This window comes from Streptomyces sp. NBC_01304, assembly GCF_035975855.1.
In the GTDB taxonomy this organism is placed as follows: Bacteria; Actinomycetota; Actinomycetes; order Streptomycetales; family Streptomycetaceae; genus Streptomyces.
Genome location: NZ_CP109055.1, coordinates 8500252 through 8522879, shown reverse-complemented (window position 1 = coordinate 8522879; position 22628 = coordinate 8500252). Strand labels below are relative to the sequence as shown.

The 22628-nt window shown below is 69.5% G+C and carries 18 protein-coding genes; 4 read left to right on the top strand and 14 right to left on the bottom strand.

Going from position 1 to position 22628, the window contains the following annotated elements; genetic code table 11:
* Positions 1–133 precede the first annotated feature (133 nt).
* Together OG430_RS37925 and OG430_RS37920 are read left to right on the top strand one after the other, a co-directional pair.
* A complete protein-coding gene (locus OG430_RS37925; RefSeq protein ID WP_327357184.1) occupies positions 134–1261 on the top strand; it encodes a DUF3533 domain-containing protein in 1128 nt (375 codons plus the stop codon).
* Complete coding sequence (locus OG430_RS37920) at positions 1258–1923, top strand: acetate uptake transporter (protein WP_327357183.1); 666 nt, start codon at positions 1258–1260, stop codon at positions 1921–1923. Before OG430_RS37925 ends, OG430_RS37920 begins: the two co-directional genes overlap by 4 nt.
* 157 nt (positions 1924–2080) lie before the next feature.
* Here OG430_RS37920 and adhE read toward each other — a convergent pair whose 3' ends face one another.
* From adhE to OG430_RS37860, 12 genes are all read right to left on the bottom strand, one after another.
* Positions 2081–4699: a bifunctional acetaldehyde-CoA/alcohol dehydrogenase gene (gene adhE / locus OG430_RS37915; protein WP_327357182.1), complete on the bottom strand. Its 2619-nt coding sequence runs from the start codon at positions 4697–4699 to the stop codon at positions 2081–2083.
* A 296-nt stretch (positions 4700–4995) separates the two neighbouring features.
* Positions 4996–6081, bottom strand: coding sequence for a S1 family peptidase (locus tag OG430_RS37910; protein ID WP_327357181.1), 1086 nt, complete (start codon positions 6079–6081; stop codon positions 4996–4998).
* 342 nt (positions 6082–6423) lie between these two features.
* The gene (locus tag OG430_RS37905; RefSeq protein ID WP_327359411.1) at positions 6424–7392 is read right to left on the bottom strand and encodes a slipin family protein; all 969 of its coding nucleotides are present in this window, start codon (positions 7390–7392) and stop codon (positions 6424–6426) included.
* A 640-nt stretch (positions 7393–8032) separates the two neighbouring features.
* Positions 8033–8935, bottom strand: a complete 903-nt coding sequence (locus OG430_RS37900; RefSeq protein ID WP_327357180.1) for a S1 family peptidase — start codon at positions 8933–8935, stop codon at positions 8033–8035.
* Positions 8936–9205: 270 nt separating this feature from the next.
* Positions 9206–10003 (bottom strand): DUF1684 domain-containing protein, encoded by a 798-nt coding sequence (locus OG430_RS37895; RefSeq protein ID WP_327357179.1) that lies wholly within the window; start codon positions 10001–10003, stop codon positions 9206–9208.
* Positions 10000–11319 (bottom strand): NtaA/DmoA family FMN-dependent monooxygenase, encoded by a 1320-nt coding sequence (locus OG430_RS37890; RefSeq protein ID WP_327357178.1) that lies wholly within the window; start codon positions 11317–11319, stop codon positions 10000–10002. The genes OG430_RS37895 and OG430_RS37890 overlap by 4 nt, the downstream gene beginning before the upstream one ends.
* On the bottom strand, positions 11316–12392 hold the full coding sequence (locus OG430_RS37885; protein WP_327357177.1) for an LLM class flavin-dependent oxidoreductase: 1077 nt from the start codon (positions 12390–12392) through the stop codon (positions 11316–11318). The genes OG430_RS37890 and OG430_RS37885 overlap by 4 nt, the downstream gene beginning before the upstream one ends.
* 1 nt (position 12393) lies before the next feature.
* Positions 12394–13440 carry an ABC transporter substrate-binding protein gene (locus OG430_RS37880; RefSeq protein WP_327357176.1) on the bottom strand — a complete coding sequence of 349 codons (1047 nt, stop codon included), beginning with the start codon at positions 13438–13440 and terminating at the stop codon, positions 12394–12396.
* A gap of 2 nt (positions 13441–13442) precedes the next feature.
* Positions 13443–14195: an amino acid ABC transporter ATP-binding protein gene (locus tag OG430_RS37875; protein WP_327359410.1), complete on the bottom strand. Its 753-nt coding sequence runs from the start codon at positions 14193–14195 to the stop codon at positions 13443–13445.
* Between the two features lie 41 nt (positions 14196–14236).
* Positions 14237–15133 carry an amino acid ABC transporter permease gene (locus tag OG430_RS37870; RefSeq protein WP_327357175.1) on the bottom strand — a complete coding sequence of 299 codons (897 nt, stop codon included), beginning with the start codon at positions 15131–15133 and terminating at the stop codon, positions 14237–14239.
* Positions 15134–15202: 69 nt separating this feature from the next.
* Positions 15203–16963, bottom strand: a complete 1761-nt coding sequence (locus OG430_RS37865; RefSeq protein WP_327357173.1) for an FAD/NAD(P)-binding protein — start codon at positions 16961–16963, stop codon at positions 15203–15205.
* The gene (locus tag OG430_RS37860; RefSeq protein WP_327357172.1) at positions 16963–17838 is read right to left on the bottom strand and encodes an amino acid ABC transporter permease; all 876 of its coding nucleotides are present in this window, start codon (positions 17836–17838) and stop codon (positions 16963–16965) included. The genes OG430_RS37865 and OG430_RS37860 overlap by 1 nt, the downstream gene beginning before the upstream one ends.
* Positions 17839–18356: 518 nt before the next feature.
* Between OG430_RS37860 and OG430_RS37855 the strand changes: the two genes are divergently transcribed.
* A complete protein-coding gene (locus OG430_RS37855) occupies positions 18357–19301 on the top strand; it encodes an ABC transporter substrate-binding protein (protein ID WP_327357171.1) in 945 nt (314 codons plus the stop codon).
* Positions 19302–19319: 18 nt separating this feature from the next.
* Here OG430_RS37855 and OG430_RS37850 read toward each other — a convergent pair whose 3' ends face one another.
* Positions 19320–20579 carry a DUF5685 family protein gene (locus OG430_RS37850; RefSeq protein ID WP_327357170.1) on the bottom strand — a complete coding sequence of 420 codons (1260 nt, stop codon included), beginning with the start codon at positions 20577–20579 and terminating at the stop codon, positions 19320–19322.
* Positions 20580–20866: 287 nt separating this feature from the next.
* Here OG430_RS37850 and OG430_RS37845 point away from each other — a divergent pair, with 287 nt between their 5' ends.
* Positions 20867–21316 (top strand): cell division protein SepF, encoded by a 450-nt coding sequence (locus OG430_RS37845; protein ID WP_327357169.1) that lies wholly within the window; start codon positions 20867–20869, stop codon positions 21314–21316.
* Between the two features lie 30 nt (positions 21317–21346).
* On the opposite strand, the gene OG430_RS37840 is transcribed toward OG430_RS37845, so the two are convergent.
* Positions 21347–22537, bottom strand: a complete 1191-nt coding sequence (locus tag OG430_RS37840; protein ID WP_327357168.1) for an acyl-CoA dehydrogenase family protein — start codon at positions 22535–22537, stop codon at positions 21347–21349.
* Positions 22538–22628: the final 91 nt, after the last annotated feature.

Genomic DNA, 22628 nt, shown 5'->3' with positions numbered 1-22628 from the left:
ACCATAGACCAGTTTCGAACAGTAGTACGACTCCACGAATCGGGCATCTTCCGCCGACTTCCTTCAGCCCGCCCCGTCACTCATTCGGCCCCGCCCTGCTGCGAGCCAGGCCGGAGACACGGAGCGTGGGGCCATGACACGGACCACACGCGGCGGCGGCCTCGACGGCGACCCGAAAACCGGCTTCCTCAGCGAGGTCAAGGACGCGGTCAGCACCAGAACCGCCCTCCTGGTCCTCGGCGTCCTGGCCGTCCAGCTCGCCTTCATCGCCTCGTACATCGGCGCCTTCCACCAACCGAAGCCGCACGAGATCCCGATCGCGGTCACCATGGCCGCCCCGGCGCAGGCCCCGGCCGATCCGGCGCAGGCCAAGGCCGCCGAGGCGCAGCTCGCCCAGGCGGCCGACAAGGCCGTACAGCAGCTGAAGGCCCTGCCCGGCAAGCCGCTCAAGCCGAGCTCGTCCACGGACGAGGCGGACGCGATCGCCCGGATCAAGGACCGGGGCGTCGACGGCGCGCTGGTCATCGACCCCCAGGGCACCCAGGACAAGCTCCTGGTGGCCAGCGGCGCGGGCGCCTCCCTCTCGCAGGCCCTCGAAGAGATCCTGACCGCCACCGAGGCAGCCCAGAAGCGCACGGTGAAGGTCGTGGACGTCGTGCCCGACGCGAAGGGCGACGCCCGCGGTCTGTCCGCGTTCTACCTGGTCGTCGGCTGGTGCGTCGGCGGCTACCTCTGCGCCTCCGCCCTCGCGATCAGCGCCGGCGCGAAGCCCGCGAACCCGGCCCGCGCCCTGATCCGGCTCTGTGTGATGTTCGGGTACGCGGTCGTGGCGGGCCTGCTCGGAGCGGTGATCGCAGGACCCGTACTGGGCGCGCTGCCCGGCAGCGTCATGGCCCTGTGGGGGCTCGGCGCACTGATCGTCTTCGCGGTGGGCGCGATCACGCTGGCCTTCCAGGGCATCGCCGGAGTCGTCGGCATCGGCCTGGCGATCCTGCTCGTCGTGGTGCTCGGCAACCCGAGCGCGGGCGGTGCCTATCCGTATCCGCTGCTGCCCGGGTTCTGGCGCGGCATCGGCCCGGTGCTGCCACCGGGCGCGGGCACCTTCGCGGCCCGCTCGATCGCGTACTTCAAGGGCAACGGCGCGGGCGGACCCTTCCTGGTCCTCTCCGCCTGGGCGGTGGGCGCGGCGGCGGTCACGCTCGTCCTGTCCTTCCTGCGCCAGGACAACAAGGCACTCGGGCTCGTGAAGGATGACGCATGAACCTCCTGAACCACCGCTCCGGCCCCATCGCCCAGGCGCTCTCCGTCAAGCGCATGGAGCCGTCCGCGCAGGCCCAGTTGGGGCCGCTCGGCCTCACCGGCTTCATCGTCGTCACGATGATCGCGACGGGCATCGACGCGGGCGTCTTCCCGGAGAAGCTGCTGCACTCGGTCGTGCCGATGGTGGGCTTCTTCATCGGCGGTCTGGCTCAGCTGCTCGCCGGGGTCTTCCAGGCGCACCGCGGTGACACCTGGCACGCCACGGTGTTCGGCGGCTTCGGCCTGTTCTGGATGGCGAAGGCGCTGATGCTGCAGTGGGTGGTGCCGGGTCTGGACCCGTCGCTGCGCGGCGACACGATGGGCCTGTTCACGCTGCCCTGGGTGTTCGTGGTGTTCGTGCTGTGGCTGGGCACCTGCCGCATCCACGTGGCACTGCTGTTCACCTTCACCTGTGTGCTCGGCGCGTTCGTCGGCATGACGGTGAACGGCTTCACGGGCAGCATCGGCTGGAACCGCTTCACCGGCTGGTGCGGCCTGCTGGCCTCGGCCGGCGCGCTGTACCTGCTCGCGGGCCAGATCCTGGCCTCGACGTGGGGCCGCAACGTACTGCCGATGGGCAGGTTCATCGCGCCGCGCCTGGAAGAGGAACACCCCGAGGAGTAACCCCCTCCAGCCGTCGGGCATCCTCATTCAGCCCGTCCGGCGTTTGAGGACAATCTTTTAGAAGCCGGCGGCAGCCTTACGGGAAGGGGCGGGGAGGGGAATCAAAAGGGCCCGCCCGGCACGGATTCCGTACCAGGCGGGCCCAACTCCCAGCGGGTCACGCTGCCTTGGGCGCACCTTCGAGGTTGCCGTAGTAGGCCTGCTTCATGAGCTGCTGCAGATCGTCGATCATCGGCATCCGCGGGTTCGCGGGCGCGCACTGGTCGGCATAGGCGTTCATGGCCTGCTGCGGCAGAGCGGCGATGAAGGCCGACTCGTCGATGCCCTCGGCCTGGAACGAGGCCGAGATGCCACAGCGGTCGCGCAGCTCCTCGACGGCCTTGGCGTAGGACTCGACGCCTTCCTCGGGGGTCTTGGCCTTGAGGCCGAGGAGCTTGGCGATCTCCTGCAGACGCTCCGGGGCGCGGTAGACCTCGGCCTTGGGCCACGGGGTGGCCTTGTGCGTCACGGTGCCGTTGTGGCGGATGACGTGCGGCAGGAGCAGCGCGTTGGTGCGGCCGTGCGGGACGTGGAAGGTGTTGCCCAGGGTGTGCGCCATGGCGTGCACCATGCCGAGGAAGGCGTTGGCGAAGGCCATGCCCGCCACCGTCGACGCGTTGTGCATCTTCTCGCGCGCCTCGGGCGCCTTCGCGCCGAGCTTCACGCAGTCCTCGAGGTTCTCGAAGATCAGCTTGATGGCCTGCAGGCAGAGGCCGTCGGTGTAGTCGTTGGAGTACGCCGAGATGTACGCCTCGGTGGCGTGCGTCAGCGCGTCGAAGCCGGAGTCGGCGGTGACGGAGGCCGGCAGGCCCATCGGCAGGTTCGGGTCGACGATGGCGACGTGCGGGGTCAGCGCGTAGTCCGCGAGGGGGTACTTCTGGGCGGCCTTCGGGTCGGAGATGACCGCGAAGGGGGTGACCTCGGAGCCGGTACCCGACGTGGTCGGGATGGCGACCATCTTGGCCTTGGCGCCGAGCGAGGGGAACTTGAAGGCGCGCTTGCGGACGTCGAAGAACTTCTCCTTCGTGTCGGCGAAGGCGATCTCCGGGTGCTCGTACATCAGCCACATCACCTTGGCGGCGTCCATCGCGGAGCCACCGCCGAGGGCGATGATCGTGTCGGGCTGGAAGTCCCGCATGCGCGCGGCGCCCTCTTCGACGGTCTCCAGCTCCGGGTTGGGCTCGACGTTGTCGATGACCTGGATGTTGACCGCACCCTCGCGGCTCTGCAGGATGTCGATGATCTTCTGGGCCATGCCCAGGGCGACCATGGTCTTGTCGGTGACGAGCGAGACCTTCTTGATGCCGTCCATCTCGCCGACGTAGCGGATGGAGTTGCGCTCGAAGTAGATCTTCGGCGGGACCTTGAACCACTGCATGTTGGTGTTGCGCCGTCCGATCCGCTTGACGTTGACCAGGTTGACCGCGGTGACGTTGTTGGACACCGAGTTGTGGCCGTAGGAGCCGCAACCGAGGGTCAGGGAAGGCAGGAAGGCGTTGTAGACGTCGCCGATGCCGCCGAAGGTGGAGGGCGAGTTGGCGATGACGCGGATCGCCTTGACGCGCTTGCCGAACTCCTCGATGAGCTGCTCGTCCTCGGCGTGGATGGCGGCGGAGTGGCCGAGGCCGTGGAACTCGACCATCTGGGCGGCCAGTTCGATGCCGAGCTCGGTGGAGTCGGCCTTCAGTGCGGCCAGGACGGGGGCGAGCTTCTCGCGGGTCAGCGGCTCGTTGACACCGACCTCGGCGCACTCGGCCAGGAGGATCGAGGCCTCCGCGGGCACCGAGAAGCCGGCCTGCTCGGCGATCCACTGCGGGGACTTGCCGACGACGGTCGGGTTCAGCTTGGCGCTCGTGACGTTGTCCGCGAAGGCGCTGGTGCCGAACATGAAGTTCTCCAGCTGGGTCTTCTCCGCCGCGGAGACGACGTACGCACCCAGGCGCTTGAGCTCCTTCATGCCCTCGGCGTACACCTCCTTGTCGAGGATGACGGCCTGCTCGGAGGCGCAGATCATGCCGTTGTCGAAGGCCTTCGACAGGACGATGTCGTGGATGGCGCGCTTCAGCTTGGCGCTCTTGTGGACGTACGCGGGGACGTTGCCCGCACCGACGCCGAGGGCCGGCTTGCCGCAGGAGTACGCGGCCTTGACCATCGCGTTGCCGCCGGTGGCGAGGATGGTGGAGACGCCCTCGTGGTTCATCAGCGCGCCGGTGCCCTCCATGGAGGGCTCCTCGATCCACTGCACGCAGTTCTCCGGGGCACCGGCCTCGATCGCGGCGTCGCGCACGATGCGGGCGGCCTCCGAGGAGCACTTCTGCGCGGAGGGGTGGAAGGCGAAGATGATGGGGTTGCGGGTCTTCAGGGCGATGAGGGCCTTGAAGATGGTGGTCGAGGTCGGGTTGGTCACCGGGGTCATGGCGCAGATGACGCCGACCGGCTCGGCGATCTCGGTGATGCCGTTGAGCTCGTCGCGGGCGATGACCCCGGCGGTCTTGAGGCCGCGCATCGAGTTGACGACGTGCTCACAGGCGAAGAGGTTCTTGACGGCCTTGTCCTCGAAGAGGCCACGGCCGGTCTCCTCGACGGCCAGCTTGGCGAGTTCGCCGTGCTGGCTGAGGGCCGCGAGCGAAGCCTTCTTGACGATGTGGTCGACCTGCTCCTGGTCGTACGTCTCGAAGTGGTCGAGAGCCTTGAGGGCCCCCTGGACCAGTCCGTCCACCATCTCATTGGCCTGCATGGCAGGTTCTCCTTCGCTGCGACCTTCGGGTGTGCTTTCTGCGATGACTTAATTGCACACCTTTTCGCTCCGCCGGGACGGCCGAAAAAGCCCTAAAGGTGCGGGCCGAAAGGCCATGTGGAGAAATCACCGACCAGGTTTAACCCCATCTGACCTGCACCTATTCATTGGGACCAAAGACCCATGCGCGCTTGTGAAAACTTTCACAAGAATTTCCGAAATTGACCATAAGACCGGGAAAAGCAGCTGGGCCCCGCCACCCGGAGGGGTGGCGGGGCCCAGCTGTAAAGAAGGGATCAGCCGATCTCCGCGCCAAAAGCGGACAGCGCTTCCGGCACCGGCTGGAAGAAGGTCTCCCCGCCGCCCGAGCAGTCGCCGCTGCCGCCCGAGGTCAGGCCGAGCGCGGTGTCGCCCGCGAAGAGCGAGCCGCCGCTGTCGCCGGGCTCGGCGCAGACCGTGGTCTGGATGAGGCCGTTGACGATGTCGCCGTTGCCGTAGTCGACCGTGGCGTCAAGGGCGGTGACCTCACCGTCGTGCACCTGCGTGGTGGAGCCGCTGCGCTGCACCTGCTGCCCGACCGTGGCGTCGCCGGCCTGCGTGATGGCCTGGGTCGAGCCGTTGTAGAGGTCGACCTCGCTCGGGTGCGCGGTGTCGCCGGTGTACTTGACGATGCCGTAGTCGTTGTCGGGGAAGCTGGAGCCGGCGTTCTCACCGATCACCGGGCCGCCCTGCTCCTCGGACCAGCTCTGGATCGCCTCGGTGCAGTGGCCCGCGGTCAGGAAGTGCGGCTCGCCGCCCACCGTGACGTTGAAGCCGAGCGAGCAGCGGCCGCCGCCGCCCCAGATGGCGTCGCCGCCCGCGATGAAGCGCTTGAACTCGCCCTTGGACTGCTTCAGCTCCGCCTTGGAGCCGAGCGCTTCCACGGCCTTGGTGAGCTTGGCGAGCTTCGCGCCCTTGACCGTGCGGTCGGCGGTGACGACGACCTTGTTGGTCTTGGGGTCGACCACCCAGGAGGTGCCCTTGGTGCTCGCCTTCTTCAGCAGACCGGTGCGCGCGGTCTTCAGCTCGGCCAGGGAGTTCTCGACGATTCTGGCCTTGCCGCCGGCCTGCGCGACGGCGTCGGCCGCGGCCTGGTCCAGAACGTTCACGACCAAGGTCTTGCCCTTGGCGTCGTAGTACGTACCCGCGGCGTCGGCGCCCAGGTCCTTGCCGAGGCTGTCGGCGAGCTTTCCGGCCGCGCCGACCGACAGGGTCTTCAGCTCGGGGAGCGGGGTGTCCTCGCTCGCGTTCGCGGTCTGCAAGGTGATGCCCGCGGCGACGAGCGCGATGACGCCCGCACCTGCCAGGGCCGCACGCCGCTTCGGTATGCGTCGGTGCTTCAAGTCACGTCCTCCTGTGGGGGGTCGGACCCGGATCCGTGGGGGTCACCGGGCCCTGAAGGCGTACCGGCACAAAGGCGGCGATTTCAGGCTGCAGTTGGGGGGAATCGAGGGATTCGCACCCCTCGACCTGAGGGATCCGCACCCTCACGCCGCGTCCATGCCAAATGGATGGGAGCCACTATTCCCATCCCGACCGGCAGCACACAAGGTCGACTTCAGGACGCGCACGCGACAAACACCCCGCGCCCTCGGCACGTTCACCCCTGCCGCACGCGCCGGTCACGCTCCCGCGTTCCCGCTCGCACACACCGCGCGCGAGCGGTCGTCGGCAGGCGGTAAGGACTAGTCCTGTCCTGAATCCTTCGGCGGGGCGCCGGAATCCGACCCGACGACGCCGGATTCCGAAAGCGCCTCGACGGCCGGCGACTGCTGATCCTGAACCGCCGGAGCCGGACCCGGCTGGGACCGGCCTTGCTGCCCCTGCTGTCCTTGCCGTCCTTGCCGTCCTTGCTGTCCTTGCTGCCCCTGCTGCCCCTGCTGCCCCGGAAGGTTCTGCTGCGCCCGCTCCAGGAACCGCAGCAGCTCCACCGGGAACGGCAGCACCAGAGTGGAGTTCTTCTCGGCGGCGACCGCCACCACGGTCTGCAGCAGCCGCAGTTGGAGGGCGGCCGGCTCGTCCGACATCACATGCGCCGCCTCGGCCAGCTTCTTCGAGGCCTGCAGCTCCGCGTCCGCGTTGATGACCCGGGCCCGCCGCTCCCGGTCGGCCTCGGCCTGCCGCGCCATCGACCGCTTCATCGTCTCCGGCAGCGACACGTCCTTGATCTCCACCCGGTCGATCTGCACGCCCCACCCCACGGCCGGGCTGTCGATCATCAACTCAAGCCCTTGGTTGAGCTTTTCCCGGTTCGACAGCAGATCGTCCAGATCGCTCTTGCCGATGATCGACCGCAGCGAGGTCTGCGCCATCTGCGAGACCGCGAAGCGATAGTCCTCGACGTTCACGACCGCCTTGTCGGCCTCGACCACCTTGAAGTAGATGACAGCGTCGACCCGGACCGTCACGTTGTCCCTGGTGATGCCGTCCTGCGCGGGGACCGGCATGGTCACGATCTGCAGATTGACCTTGCGCAGCCGGTCCACAAAGGGAAGGACCATGGTGAACCCCGGCCCGCGCGTCTCCTTCTGCAGCCGCCCGAGCCGGAACACCACACCCCGCTCGTACTGTTTGACGACCCGCGCCGCCGCCATCACATAAACCACTCCGGCGGACGCCACCGACACTCCCGCCGCCACCAGCTCCTCGACCATCACGGCCCCCCAGGGTCCGAATTGGACGTATCACTCGAAGGTAACTCCCGCGCCCCACTTAAGGGGAGTGCCCAACTTCATCCCGTCAGACATCTCTTCAAACCACCGGCCGACCGCCATCCCGCCCCCGTCCACCGACCCGGCCCACACCCACTCAACCGGCCGAACCACCCCATCCCGTGAGCACCTCTCCCACCGACCCCGCCAGCACCTCTCCCACCCAGCCGACCCACCCAACCCGTCAGCGCCCTTCCCACCCAGCCACCCCGCCAGCACCTCTTCCACCCAGCCGACCCACCCCGTCAGCGCCCTTCCCACCCAGCTCCCCATCAGCACCTCACCCACCCGACCGGCCCGTCTCACCCACCCGGCCACCCAGCCGGTCCACCCCCACCCACCCGACCGGTCCACCCCATCCACCCAGCCCATCCGTCCCACCCACCCAGCCCGTCCGGCGTTTGAGGACAGAGGCCGAAGGCCGATCCGGGGTTCTAGGGGCGAAGCCCCAGGCCGTCCGCAGGACTTTCGGGAAGGGGCGGGGCGGGGAGAAGAAAGAAGGCGAGCCCCCACCCAAACCCCGGGCGGGGGCCCATCAACTGCTGGCTGCAAGACCGAACGAGAGCCGAGCCTGAGCGAAAGCTCAGTACACACTGACCCCGTACGCGCTCAAAGCCTCGGTCACCGGCTGGAAGAACGTCGTACCGCCGGAGGAGCAGTTCCCACTACCACCGGACGTCAGACCAATGGCCCGAGAACCGGAGTAGAGCGGACCACCCGAGTCCCCGGGCTCGGCACACACATTGGTCCGGATCATCCCGTAGACGACATCCCCGCCGCCATAGTTGACCGTCGCGTTGAGCCCGGTCACGGACCCACCGTGCGTCCCGGTGGTGGAACCACGACGCGTGACGGACATGCCCACCGTGGCATTGGCCGCACTGGTGATGTCCTGGCTGCCGACCGTACCGGGGTGCGCCAGGGACGTGTTGGCGTAGCGCACAATGCCGTAGTCGTTGCCCGGGAAGCTGGACCCGGCCGTGGGACCGATGCTGGTGGTGCGCCCGGAGTTGGTGTACCAGGGCGGATTGCCCTCGGTGCAATGCCCTGCGGTGACGAAGAAGTACGTACCCGCGCTGTTACGGACGTTGAAGCCCGCCGAGCAACGCCAGCTGGTGGCGTAGATCGCGTCGCCACCGGATATCAGCTTGCTGAACTTGCCGGCGGTGCGCTCGACCTTGAGGGCACCCGCGTTGGCGCCGGCCGTGCGCTTGATCTTGTTCAGCTCGGCCTGGGAGACGGTCGAGTCGGCCGTCACGACCAGGCGGTTGGTCTTGCTGTCGATGTTCCAGGCGGTGCCCGCCACATCGGCCTTGAGCAGGGCATCGCTCGCCTGCGTGAGCTGGGACGCACTGAAAGTGTGGGCTTCACCCGCCTGTGCCATGGGTACGGCCAGTGCGGCGACGGCCACAAGGCCGGTCGTCACGGCGCCGATTCGGGTTCGTCTCGCAAAGCCACTGCGGGGGGTAGTGCGCTTGTTCCTCACTTGTGGTTCCTCCCGAGGGGAATCAGGGGGCCCGCTGGGTGGGGTGGGCCCGTGAGGCGCAGCCAAAGGAAACGTCCGGGCCCCAAAGGGAACGTCCGGATTCCGGATACGTTGTGCCCCTGACAAGCGCTTCTCGGGAGTATTCGGGGCTCACAGGGAGGGCACAAGAGCGCCTATCGGCCATCTGCACGTGCACGCCGCGATGCCCCGGCGGCTCCGTACGCGATATGTGCGTACGCCGCCGGGGCTGTTCGGCACGGGTGTGACGTACTAGCGGCCCCGCCGGTTCCGCTCACCCGCCTCGACGGCGACCGCGAGGGTATTTCCGGGTGGCGGGAAAGGGCAGAGGAAGTGGTCGGCGAAGGCGCAGGGCGGCAGCAGCGCCCGGTTGAGATCGACGGTCACCCGGCCCTCGGCATCGGGCACCCCGGGCCGCAGGAAGCGGAAGCGGTAACTGCCGTTCCCGCTGGTCGCGTCGGCGAAGACGGCCCACAGCGCACCGTCGGCCTCGACGGTGACCTGCAGGGTCCGCCGGGCCCCGCCGAACGTGAAGGCGAGCTCCCCGCCGAGCCCGAGCCCGCGCTCGCGCCCGTCCGCGTTCCCGACCTTCACGACACGGCTTTCGTCGTACGCGGTGAACTGTCCCGGCACCACGAAGGCCGGGTCGTACGGCGTGGCCTCGATGCCCCGGAAGGCCGCCCGGTCCGGCGCCGCCGGGTCGAAGTCGCGTACCGCCCAGAGCCCTTCGCGCCGCAGCACCACCAGGCGCCGCTCGCCGTGCGCGAGCCGGGAGTCGGTGGCCGGCCCGGAGTCCTCGGTGAGGAGGACCTCGCCGGTGAAGGGCTTGCCGTCCAGGGTGAGGCCGTCCTCGGCGGTCGCGGTGAGCACGACTTCGTCGCCGTCTTCGGCCCAACTCCCGGGAATGGCCGGAAGTTTGCCTTCCGGATGGTCCGAGAGCCAAATGGTCCCGGTAAGTGAGAGCAGTCCGTAAGGCCCGGAGACGCTCTCATTGCGCTGCTCGTGCCAGCGCTTCCACTCCTGGGCGGCGGCTGCCTGGTCGTCGGTCATGGGGTCGGCCTTTCTGTTCCGGTCCGTTCCGGCTCGCGGAGCCCGAGGTGGGAGCGCAGGGTGCTGCCCGTGTACTGCGTGCGGTACGCGCCGCGTTCCTGAAGGAGCGGCACGACCCGGTCGACGAACTCGTCGAGCCCGCCCGGGGTCAGATGGGGCACGAGGATGAAGCCGTCCGCCGCGTCGGTCCGCACGAACTCGTCGAGCTCGGCGGCGACCGCGTCCGGGGTGCCGATGAAGGACTGGCGGCCGGTCGTCTCGATGACGGTCTGCCGGATGGACAGCCCCTTCTCCTGCGACAGGGCCCGCCACTTCTCGGCGACCGCGAAGGGATCCGCGATCCGCACCCGGCCCTGCACCAGCTCCGATCCGGGATCCGGGTCGATCTCCGGGAGCGGCCCGTCGGGGTCGTACGCGGACAGGTCGCGGCCCCAGATCAGCTCCAGGGCGAGGATCGCGTTCTGCGGCGAGACCTGCTGGCGGCGGATCTCGGCGGCCTTCTCCTGGGCCTCGGCCGCGCTGTCGCCGAGCACGAAGGTGACCCCCGGCATGATCTTGAGGTCGTCCTCCGTACGCCCGTACTTGGCGAGCCGCCCCTTCACATCGGCGTAGAAGGCCCGCCCGGCCTCGATCGTGCCGTGCCGGGTGAAGACCACATCGGCGGCGGACGCGGCGAACTCGCGACCCTCGCCGGAGTCCCCGGCCTGGATCACCACGGGGTGGCCCTGCGGGGAGCGCGGAACGGTGAACTCGCCCTCGATGTCGAAGTGTTGGCCCTGGTGGGCGAAGGGTCCGGGCGTGCCCTCCGGCGTCCAGGAGTCCCACAGCTCGCGGGCCGTGGCCAGGAACTCGGCGGCCCGCGTGTACCGGTCGGCCCGGTCCAGATAGCCGCCGCGCCGGAAGTTCTCCCCGGTGAACGCGTCGGAGGAGGTGACCACGTTCCAGGCGGCGCGGCCCGCGCTGAGGTGGTCCAACGAGGCCAGTTTGCGGGCGAGTTCGAAGGGTTCGTTGAAGGTGGCGTTGACCGTCCCGGCGAGGCCCAGGTGCTCGGTGACACCGGCCAGCGCGCCGAGCACGGTGAGCGCGTCGGGGCGCCCGACGACGTCGAGGTCGTGGATGCGGCCCTTGTGTTCGCGCAGCCGGAGCCCTTCGGCGAGGAAGAAGAAGTCGAAGAGGCCGCGTTCGGCGGTCCGGGCGAGGTGCTCGAAGGAGGAGAAGTCGATCTGCGACTTCGAGCGGGGATCGGCCCAGACGGTGGTGTTGTTGACGCCCGGGAAGTGGGCGGCGAGATGGATCTGTTTCCTTGCCGCGGTCATGCGCTGGTCCCCCCGGCGAGCTCGAATCGATTGGCGGGCCGGGCAAGTCCCAGGTGCTCGCGCAGGGTGCTGCCCGGATAGAAGGTCCGGAACTGTCCGCGGTGCTGCAGCAACGGCACGGTCCCGTTGGCCAGGCGCTCCAGGTCCCGGGCCGGTTGGGCCGGTGTGAAGTGGAAGCCGTCGGCCGCCTCGGCCCGGTGCCAGTGCGCGACGAGGTCCGCGAGGTCGACGGGGCCGCCCCGGTAGACGGGCCCGTCCGCCGTGGGCCGCGGTCCGCCCCCGCCGTGGCCCGCGTCGGCGGAGTGCTCACCGCCGCCGAGGTCGACGACGAGCGCGGCGAGTACCCGCAGTGCGTCCGGCGACCGGCCGTGCTCGGCCGCCTTGCGGCGCAACTCGGTACGGGCCGCCCCGGCCTGTTCGGGGGTGGCGGCGCGGACGAGGGCGACATCCGCGTGGCGGGCCGCGACCTCCCGGGCGTACGGCTCGGTGGCATCGACCACGATCACCGGGTGGCCCTGCGGGGGCCGGGGCACGATGGACGGGCCGCGCACCGAGAACGTACGGCCTCGGAAGTCGGCGTAGTGGAGCTTGTCCCGGTCGATGAAGCGACCGGTCGCCTCGTCCCTGATCTCCGCGTCGTCCTCCCAGCTGTCCCACAACAGCGCGGCCGCGTCGGCGACTTCACCCGCCTCGTGCCAGGCCTCGGTGGGCAGCGCGGGCTCGCGGCGTCCGAAGAGCCGGGCGTCGGCGGCGCTCGTGGACACCTCGACGCGCCAGCCGGCCCGGCCCCGGCTGACCCAGTCCAGGGTGGCGAGGGCCGCCTGGACGTGGAACGGCTCGGTGTGGGTCGTCGTCACCGTCGGCACCAGGCCGATCCGGGTGGTGGCGGGGGCGACCCGGGCCAGCACGGACACGGCGTCGAGGCCGGGGCGCCCGAAGGAGTCGCCGAGCGTCACGAGGTCGAGCGAGGCGGTTTCGGCGAGGCGGGCGAGGCCGACGAAGTGCTCGGCCTCAGGGACGCCCGCACCGTCCAGGGCGACCGCCAGATGCAGGGCCCGCGTGGATCCGGACATGTCACTCACCCGACTTCGGCTTGGGCAGGCCCTGCGGGTTGATCTCCGACTTCTCGACGGCCTCGCTGCTCAGCCCCCAGCGCTTGAGCACCTTGGCGTACGACCCGTCCTTGATGGCGTGATCGAGGGCCGCGGCATAGGCGTCGACGAGCCCGCTGTCCTTCTTCGTGGTCGCCGCGATCTTGCCCTGCACCTGGTCGCCGCCGCCGGAGATCTTGCCGACGATCTCGGTCTGGCCGGCCGAGGCCACGTGGTAGGCGGCCGACGGGTTGGGGCCGAGGTGGGCGTCGATGCGGCCGGACTGGAGGGCCAGGTAGTAGTCGGTGTCCTTCTGGAAGTACTTGATGTCGACCGGTTTCCGTCCAGCCTGCTCGTTCCGCTTGCTCCAGTCGAGGAGGATCTTCTCCTGGTTGGTGCCCGAGGAGACCGAGACGGTCTTGCCCGCCACGTCCCCCGGGCCCTTGACCTTCCAGCCGCTGCCCTTCTTCGCCTCGAAGGCCACGTCGTCGAGGCGGTAGGTCGCGAAGTCGTACTTCTCCTTGCGCTCCTCGGTGACCGTCACATTGGAGAAGACGGCGTCGAACTTGCCGCTGTCCAGGCCGACGAACAGGTTCTCCCAGGACACCGCCTCGAACTCGACCTTCAGGCCGAGGGTGTCGGCGACGAGCGTGGCGAGGTCGAGCTCGGAGCCGATCCGGGTCTTGTCGTCGGTGGCGTAGAAGCCGAGGGGTGGCGAGGCGTCGGCGCTGCCGCCGAGTTTCAACGTGCCGCGTTCACGGACGGATTCCGGCACGAGCGCGGCGATCGCGGCGACCTTCTTGCCGCGCACGCGGTCCTGGTCGGGGCCGATGTTGATGCCGCCGACCTGGTCGCCCTTGGCGGGCTTGCCACCGGTGGTGGCGGCATCGCTGCTGCCTCCGCAGGCGCCGAGCAGGGCGGAGGCGGCGATGGCGGCGACGGTTGCGGCGAGGGAGCGGCGGGTGCGATTCACGTACGAACTCCTGGCGGTGAAGGCCGAATTGATGACATCGGCCGGATAGCGGGGCATGGCTAGAGGACTTTGGAGAGGAACGCGCGGGTCCGTGTCTGCCGCGGCTTGTCGAGTACGTCGCCGGGGCTGCCCTGCTCGACGATGCGGCCCTCGTCCATGAAGACGACCGTGTCGGCGACCTCGCGGGCGAAGCCGATCTCGTGCGTGACGACGATCATGGTGGTGCCCTGGTGCGCCAAGTCCTTGATGACGTCGAGCACTTCACCGACCAGCTCGGGGTCGAGCGCGGAGGTCGGCTCGTCGAAGAGCAGCAGCTTGGGTTCGAGGGCGAGCGCGCGGGCGATGGCGACGCGTTGCTGCTGGCCGCCGGAGAGCCGCTTGGGGTAGGCGGCCGCCTTGTCGGCGAGACCGACCCGGGCGAGCAGCTTCTCCGCGGCCGCCACGGCCTCCTTGCGGGGGCGTTTCAGGGCGGCGACCGGGGCCTCGACGATGTTTTCCAGGACGGTGAGGTGCGGGAAGAGGTTGAAGTTCTGGAAGACGAACCCGATCTGGGTGCGCTGCTTGAGCACCTCGCGCTCGCGCAGCTCGTAGAGCTTGTCGCCGGAGCGCCGGTAGCCGACGAGGGCGCCGTCGACGCTGATCCAGCCGCTGTTGACCTTCTCCAGGTGGTTGATGGTCCGCAGCAGGGTGGACTTGCCTGAGCCGGAGGGCCCGAGGATGACGGTGACCTCGCCGGCCCGCACCTCCAGGTCGACGCCCCTGAGGACTTCGAGCGAGCCGAAGCTCTTGCGCACGGACCGGAGTTCGACCATGGACGTGGCCTTGGACACGGGTGTGGCGGTGGTGTCCGCGCTCATCGGGTGGCTCCCTTGGCGAAGTGACGTTCGACGTAGTGCTGAAGGACCGAGAGCGCGGTGGTCAGCAGGATGTACCAGGCGGTGGCGACCATCAGGAGCGGCACGACCCGGCCGTTGCGGCCGTAGATGACCTGCACCTGGTAGAAGAGTTCGCCGATCGCCATGACGGAGACGATCGAGGTGCCCTTGAAGAGGGAGATGACCTCGTTGGCGGCGTTCGGCAGGATCGACCGCATGGCCTGCGGCAGGACGATCCGCCGCAGCTGCCGAAGCCGCGGGATGCCGAGTGCGGCCGCCGCCTCCAACTGCCCGCTGTCCACGGCGAGTACGCCGCCGCGCACGATCTCCGCCGCGTACGCGGCCTGGTGCAGGGCGAGCCCGAGGACGGCCGCGCTCATCGCTCCGACGAGGCCCATCGTGTCGAAGGAGAAGAAGCCGGGCCCGAAGGGGATCCCGAACTGCAGCTCCTGGTAGAGGTAGGCGAGGTTGAACCAGAACAGCAGCTGCACGATCAGCGGGATCGAGCGGAACGCCCAGATGTAGCCGAAGGCCACCGTCCTCAGGAACGGGCTGGCCGAAAGCCTCATGAAGGCGAGCACGATGCCGAGCGCGAAGCCGAGCGCGGTCCCGTAGAAGGTCAGCTGCAGCGTGATCCACACCGCCTTGAGGACGACGTCGGCGGTGAAGAACTCGGCGAACACCTCCCACTCCCAGCCGGAGTTGGTGGCGAGCCCGTGCACGAACTGCGCGAGCAGCACGGCGGTCACGGCGACGGCGGCCCAGCGCCAGGGGTGGCGCACGGGCACGACCTTCAGGGCGCTGTAGTCGTCGGAGGAGGAGGAGCGCGGCCGGGGTGGAGCTTTGTCGACAGGTGGATCAGCGGTCAGAGACATGGGTTTCCTCAGGAATCGGCAGGCAGCGACAGGCAGCGACAGCGTTGACGGTCCGGGCAGCGGCAGCGTTCAGGCGGCGGTGCTACAGGACAGGTCGCGCAGGAAGCGCAGGACCGCGCGGGCGGTGGCGTCGTTCTGCCGGAACGACGCGGAGTTGGTGCGCGGCCTGACGAAGGCGCCGGGCCCCCGGGCATCGGTGTGCGGGCCGAGCGCGAAGCGCCGGGGGTGCGGCCGGCCGTCCTGCTGGAGCACCCGCCCGTCGCCCGGGTCGACGGCGAGCAGCCCGGTCCCGGTCGCGCGGGCCCCGTCGGCGTACAGCTCCCGCAGGAGCGGTCCGGTGGCTCGGGCCATGCTGGGGCTGGGCAGCCGGGCCTCGACCAGCGCACGGGCCTCGACGTACTCCCCCGGCAGGGAGGCGCTGCCCGCCCTGAAGATCCCGTCGGCGGCCTCGACCGTCATGTCCGCGCCGAGGAAGCGCACCACCCCGGCCCGGGACAGCGCGAGCAGTTGGCGCAACCGCGGTCCGGGCGGCCCGGAGGCCAGATAGCTGAAGAACCCGTGCCACCAGGCGCCGATGTCGCCGAGCCGCAGCACCTGCCCGTACACGGACAGCAGCCCGAGGAAGACCGCCAGGTCGGGGCTGTGCGCCGGGTCGTGGCGGCGCTCCAGGTCGCGCTCGATGTAGCGGCGAAGGCCGTCCTGGACCTCTTCCGCCGAGGCATACCGCACCCCGTCGAGCGGCCGGTCGAGCGCGGTCAGGTCGAGCCGGTCGGCCGGGTCCGGCACGGCCGAGGCGACGAGGGCGGCGAGCTCGGGGCTGCCCGGCTCGCAGACGGCGTACTTCTCGTCGAAGTCGGGCCAGGCGATGCGGGTACGTTCCGGATGGGCGTCGAAGAGGCGGTGGTAGTGGGCGAAGCCGAGCTCCTTCTCGATCAGCGGCCACACATCGCGCCGGAAGTCGAACCCGCCTTCTCTGGCGAGGAGTTCATCGGTCTCGGCGGGCCCGAAGAAGCGGGGCAGCGGCGGCCGTTCGCCCTCCCAGGTGTAGCCGATCTTGGAGTGGTAGGGCACTCCGCGCCGCGACCCGACGTACAGGATCGGCTCGCGCCCGGACGGCACATAGGCATCCCCCTCGAACCGCCCGCCGCGCCCCTCGGTGAGCAGCACCATCAGGTCGACGAACGCGAGCCCGAAGCCCCGCACGATCACCGGTTCCCCGGCCGGGAGCACGGACAGGTCGCTGTCGGCGGTGAAGTCGGGCGGCAGATGCACCAGACCGTGCGCTTCGGCGTACGCAGCCAACTCGCGCTGTTCCTCGTCGAGTTCGGCGTCGAGGTGACCGAGGGTCAGGACCACCAGGTCGGCCAGGAGCGGCCTGGCCCGCCCTTCGAGCCAGACCTGCTGCCGGCCCTCGCGCGGGCCGGTGACCCGCAGCGCCCGGCGCCGGTGCTCGTGCACGACGACGCCTTCGGGCAGTGCGGCCACGGCCTGCTCGTACACCCAGCGCAGATAGCCGCCCTGCCGCTGCCTGCTCGGGAAGGTCTGCCCGTCGAGGCCCGCCCACTCCTCCAGCGTGGGTCCGGGCCGGACGGGACCTTCGAGCTCGACCGTCTCGTCGGTGAACATCGTGACGTCCGAGGCCATGGAGTTCATCCACAGCAACGGCGACTGCGCCTCACGCCAGATCCGGCCGCCGCCGGACGGGAAGGGATCGACCAGGTGGATGTCCACGCCCGAACCGTCGTACAGCTCACCGGCGTTGGCCGCGATGCGCTCCAGGACACCGGTCCCCCGCGGCCCGGCCCCCACGATCACCAGCTGTGCCCGCATCACGCCCGCCCCGAACCGCGCGCGTAGTACCGCTCCACATAGTGCTGGCCCACGCTGAGCACGGAAGTCACCACGGCGTACCAGAGGGTGGCGACCAGGAGCAGCGGGATGACCTGGTAGGTGCGGTGATAGACGAGCTGCACCGAGTAGAGCAGGTCCTGCACGGCGATGATGGACACGATCGAGGTGCCCTTGAGCGTGCCGATCAGCATGTTCCCGGCGGGCGGCACGATGGACTTCATGGCCTGCGGCAGCACGATCCGGCGCAGCCGGCGCCACCGCCCGAGGCCGAGCGACTGGGCGGCCTCGACCTGGCCCCGGTCGACGGAGAGGATTCCGCCGCGCACCACTTCGGCGGCGTACGCGGCCTCGTGCAGCGTGAGCCCGATGACGGCGACGGAGATCGGGCCGAGCAGATTCACCGTCCTGACGCCGAGGATCTGCGGGTAGAGCGCGCCGATGTTGAACCAGAACAGCAGCTGCACCAGGATCGGCGTCGACCGGAAGAACCAGACGTACCCCCAACTGACGCCGCGCAGCACGGGGTTGGCGGAGAGCCGCATGACGGCGAGCAGGGTGCCGAGCGCGAAGCCGAGCACCATGACGAGCACGGTCAGCCAGAGCGTGAGGCCGAGGCCGCGCAGGACGGCCGCGGTGGTGAAGTAGTCGCCGACGACGTCCCATTGGAACGCGTCGTTGCGGACCACGGAGTTGAGCGCGCCCGCGAGCAGCAGCAGGACGGCAACGGCCGCCGCCCACTGGCCGGTTCGCCGCACCGGGACGACGCGGGGTTCGGCGTCTTGGACCTTGACGGGCTCGGCGGGAGGCTCGGGTTTCAGCAGGAGATCGGGCGTGGCGTCTGATTGCACAGACATAGGAAGGCTCCGTGGATGCCAGGATCGAACACGGTGAAGCCTTCACACAGCACAGCGAGTGGGGCCGCGCCCCTCAGCACGACCCGCCCTTGAGACTACGGCGCGCGTTCGGGCAGCTGTCAAGGGTGTCCATACTGTGAGCCGTGCGTCTCAGGACAGTTGACGCAGAAACGGATGCCTGTTCCACTTGGGCCATGAACTCGCAGCAGTGGCTGGTCACCCGCGATCACATCGACTTCGGTCGCGTGTGGTCGTCCTCCTGTTGAGCTGACGCCCTGCTCCACCCGGGACCGCTTGTCCGGCCCGGCTTCTCGCGCTTCGTCGACCGCGTTCCGCCTCCCGTGTGAGGCGTGGAACGCCGTCCCCTTTTCGCGCCTTCACCCACGCCACAGCGCTCCACCCTCCCCTCGCGCCTTCTGCTTTCTCGTACGTCCTCCACGTACGCCCTTTTGCCTTCTCGTATGCCCTGCCTTCCCCCGCCCGGACCACCGGAGAGTGCCTTCGCCATGCCCAGAACCATGTCCCGGACCCGTATCGCGGTCCCCTTCGCCCTGCTCACCGCCGCCGCGCTCACGCTCTCCGCCTGCGGCTCGGGCGAGGACGCGACGGGCGCCGGCGGAGATGCCCAACCGGCCGCCAAGACCGGCAAGATCCCCACCCAGGACGTGGTCTCCTCGGTGCAGAAGGACCCGGCCGCCGCGAAGCTGCTCCCCGCCGAGGTGCGCGAACGCGGCACCCTCGCCCTCGCCTCCAGCGTCGGCACCCCGCCGACTGCGACCTACCTGCCGGACGGCAAGACCCTCGCCGGCCAGGACATCGACTTCGCGAACGCCGTCGCCAAGGTGCTCGGCCTGAAGCTGGAGCGCGAGGTGGCGAGCTTCGAGGCGATCCTGCCGGCGCTCGGCAGCGGCAAGTACGACCTCGGCACCGGCAACTTCGGCGTGACGGACGAACGCCGCAAGACCATCGACTTCGTCACCTACATCAACGACGGCCAGGGCTTCGCCACCCGCAAGGACAGCGACCTCAAGAAGGTCACCGACCTGAAGCAGCTGTGCGGCCTCAACGTGGCCACCGGGGCGGGCACCACCTTCGAGGCGACCCTCGAGGAGAACAAGCACGTGTGCACCGACGCCGGGAAGGACGCGTACAAGGTGCAGACGTACGCCGAGCAGGGCGCGCTGTGGATCTCCCTCCAACAGGGCCGCAGCGATGTGGTGATGAACACCATCAACGGGCTGCGCTACGCCGTGGACCAGCAGGAGGGCCTGAAGTTCCTCAACGAGTTCAAGCGCCTCGACGTCGGCTTCGCCTTCAAGAAGGACACGGACCTGGCACCCGCCTTCCAGGCCGCGGTGAACCGGCTCAAGCAGGACGGCACGTACGACCGGATCCTGAAGAAGTGGGGCACCAGCGCCTCGGCGATCGAGAAGTCGCAGATCTCTCCGCCGGAGCTCAAGTGACCGCAGGCTGACGGGAGTTCAGCAGCCGTCACAGGGGCAGCAGCAATCACAGCCACTGCAGTCGCAGTCGTCGCAGCAGCCCTTGCGCTTCTTCCGCGACCAGGGGCCCTCGTACTCGTCGGCGCAGCACATCTTGCAGGTGCAGCAGACGCAGAAGAAGGCGCCGCAGCCGGCCCAGAAACCGCGCGGCTTCGGCGGCTGCTGCGAGGGCCCACCACCGAGCCACTGGGATCCCGGGCCACCGGGTCCGCCCGGCCCGGCGGGCCCGCCACCCGAGTACGGGTTCTGCGGGCCGCCCGCGTACGGATTGCCACCCTGCTGATACGGATTCCCCTGCCCGCCGTCCCACGGCCCGGACGGCGGCGGCCCGAACCCGCCACCGTTCCCCGGCCCCGGCTGCTGATGCGCACAGCTCCCGCCGTGCGCGACGCCGAAGGCCCGGTCCACGGAGCGCCCCAGCTCGTGCACGAGCAGTACGTGGGCAAGCTTGGCGTCGGTGAACTCGGCGTCCTTGAGGGCGAGCCCGATCCCGTGGACGGCATCGCTGGCGAGCCGCCGCGCCTCGACCAGCGACGTCCCGGTCGCGGTCAGCGGATTCCAGGCACCTGACGCAGCGTCAGCAGCCTGGTCCTCCACGGCGTCAAGGAGATGCGCGAGCCGCCCGAAGAGCCGCCCCGCCTCGGCGAGCGGCTGGGCATTCGCGGGCCGCCCCGCGAGGATCGCGGTGTGCGCGAAGGCCGCGGCGGTCGCCGTCTCGGTCGGCTCGGTGACGGCGAGCACCGAGGTGCCGGGCCCGGCCAGCGCCTCCAGGCCGCCCTGCCGCTCGACCGCGTCGAGCAGCACCGCCGTGTCGAAGCCCACATCGGACCCGGTCCGCGCCCCGGCCCGGTCCCACCCACGGGCCACCTTGCGCGCCGCGGCCGCGACCGGGCGCCGGGCGAAGAGCCCGTCCCGGTCGGCCACATGGTCGCGCACCTTCGCCGAGGCGAGCACCAGGGAGACCGCGGCCGCGAGCCGCGCCCCCTCCCCCTGCGCGACGGAGGCGGTCCGCATGCCGCGCAGCGGACAGGGCCCGGCGGTGCGCCGCCAGTCGGTGGCCCGCTCGGCCTGAGCCTCCGTCAGAACCGAGATGATCAGGCCGTCGTAGTTGGTGACGACCCGCGCGAACTGGCCATGATCACTGCGCAGTGCGAGGCAGAGCCCGCAGAGATGCGCCATCCACTGGGTCTTCAATCCCTCGCCGAGACGATGGCTGCAAGGCCTGACGATGCCGAACAAGACGCTCCCCCGAGAGTCGCAAGTACACGCGTCGAACACGCGCGACCGCATCGTATCGGCCACAAGTGACAGCACGACACGCCCGCCGTCACTCTTACGCCACAACAAATCATATTTCACTCACTGTCAGCAGCCGCGCACAGCAATGCCTTTGGAGAATGGGGGTACGTTCTGCACCAGTCACGTCACGAAACCCCCGCGCGGCGACTATCCACTTGGCGCAGCATCCGCATCATGGACGACCATAGGGGGGCGGACAGCAGGAACCGCTGCGAGAGGAGGCGTCCATGGGATCGGTGCGCAAGGCGAGTGCCTGGCTTGGCCTCGTCGACGACAACGATGACGAGCGTTACTACGACGGTTACGAAGACGATGCGGCCGAGGGCCCGGAGCGCGGCGACGCCGCCTGGGTCACCGACCCGCGGGTGCGGGTGGCCTCCGAGGTGGCCGAGGAGAAGGGCCGTCGCATCGGCACCATCGCCCCGGACGGCTTCAGGGACGCCCGTGGCATTGGTGAGCTGTTCCGGGACGGCGTCCCGGTCATCATCAACCTCACGGCCATGGACCCCTCCGACGCCAAGCGCGTGGTGGACTTCGCGGCCGGTCTGACGTTCGGCCTGCGCGGCTCCATCGAGCGCGTGGCCAACCGGGTCTTCCTGCTCTCACCGGCGGACACCCGGATCGTCAACGGCGAGGCGGCGAGCCGCCCCGCCGACGGCTTCTTCAACCAGAGCTGAGCAAGGCGCCCACCGGTTGCGAGGACGCGTCTACCGAAACGCGTCCAGGCCGGTGAGCGCCTTGCCGAGCACCAACTGGTGCATCTCCACGGTGCCTTCGTAGGTGAGCACCGACTCCAGGTTCGTCGCATGCCGCATCACGGGGTACTCCAGCGAAATCCCGTTCGCGCCGAGGATGGTGCGCGAGGTGCGGCAGATCTCGATGGCCTCTCGTACGTTGTTGAGCTTGCCGAAGCTGATCTGCTCGGGCCTTAGCTTCCCCGCGTCCATGCGCACGCCCAGATGGTGCGCGAGCAGGATGCCCTTGTGCAGCTCGACCGCCATGTCGGCGAGCTTGGCCTGGGTGAGCTGGAAGCCGCCGATGGGCCGGCCGAACTGCTCGCGGGTCTTGGAGTATTCGACGGCCGCCTCGAAGGAGGAGCGGGCCGCGCCCATGGATCCCCAGACGATGCCGTAGCGCGCGTGGCTCAGACAGCCGAGCGGCCCGCGCAGTCCGGTGACCTCGGGCAGTACGGCGTCGGCGGGCAGCCGTACTTCATCAAGGACGAGCTCGCTGGTGACCGAGGCGCGCAGCGACCACTTGTGCTTGATCTCGGGCGCCGAGAACCCGTCGGCGTCGGTCGGCACGACGAAGCCCCGGATGCCGTCGTCGGTCTGCGCCCATACGACGGCGACCGAGGCGACGGACCCGTTGGTGATCCACATCTTGCGCCCGGTGAGCACCCAGTCGGTGCCGTCCCTCTTCGCGTACGTACGCATCGACGCGGGGTCCGAGCCGTGGTCGGGCTCGGTCAGGCCGAAGCAGCCGATCAGTTCGCCGGCGGCCATGCCCGGCAGCCACTGCTGCTTCTGCTCCTCGGAGCCGAACTTCCAGATCGCGTACATCGCGAGGGAGCCCTGCACCGAGACCAGGGACCGGATGCCGGAGTCGGCGGCCTCCAGCTCCAGGCAGGCGAGGCCGTACTGGACGGCGCTGGCGCCCGCGCAGCCGTAGCCGGTCAGCGACATGCCGAGCGCGCCGATCGAGCCGAGTTCGCGGGCGAGTTCACGGATGCCGGGGAGCTCGCCGCGCTCGTACCAGTCGGCGATGTGCGGCAGGACCCGGTCGGCGGCCCAGGTGCGCACCGTGTCCCGGATCGCGAGGTCCTCGGGGTCGAGGAGGTCGTCGATGCCGAGCGGGTCGGTGGGGTCGAACGGCGGCAAAGGGGTGCGGGCTGACATGGCTGAGCCTCCATGTGGTGCTGCGGCACGTACGCGGCACGTCGCGGGAAAACTAGCAGTGGTAGTTGGAGCGCGAGGCCGACGTTACGGC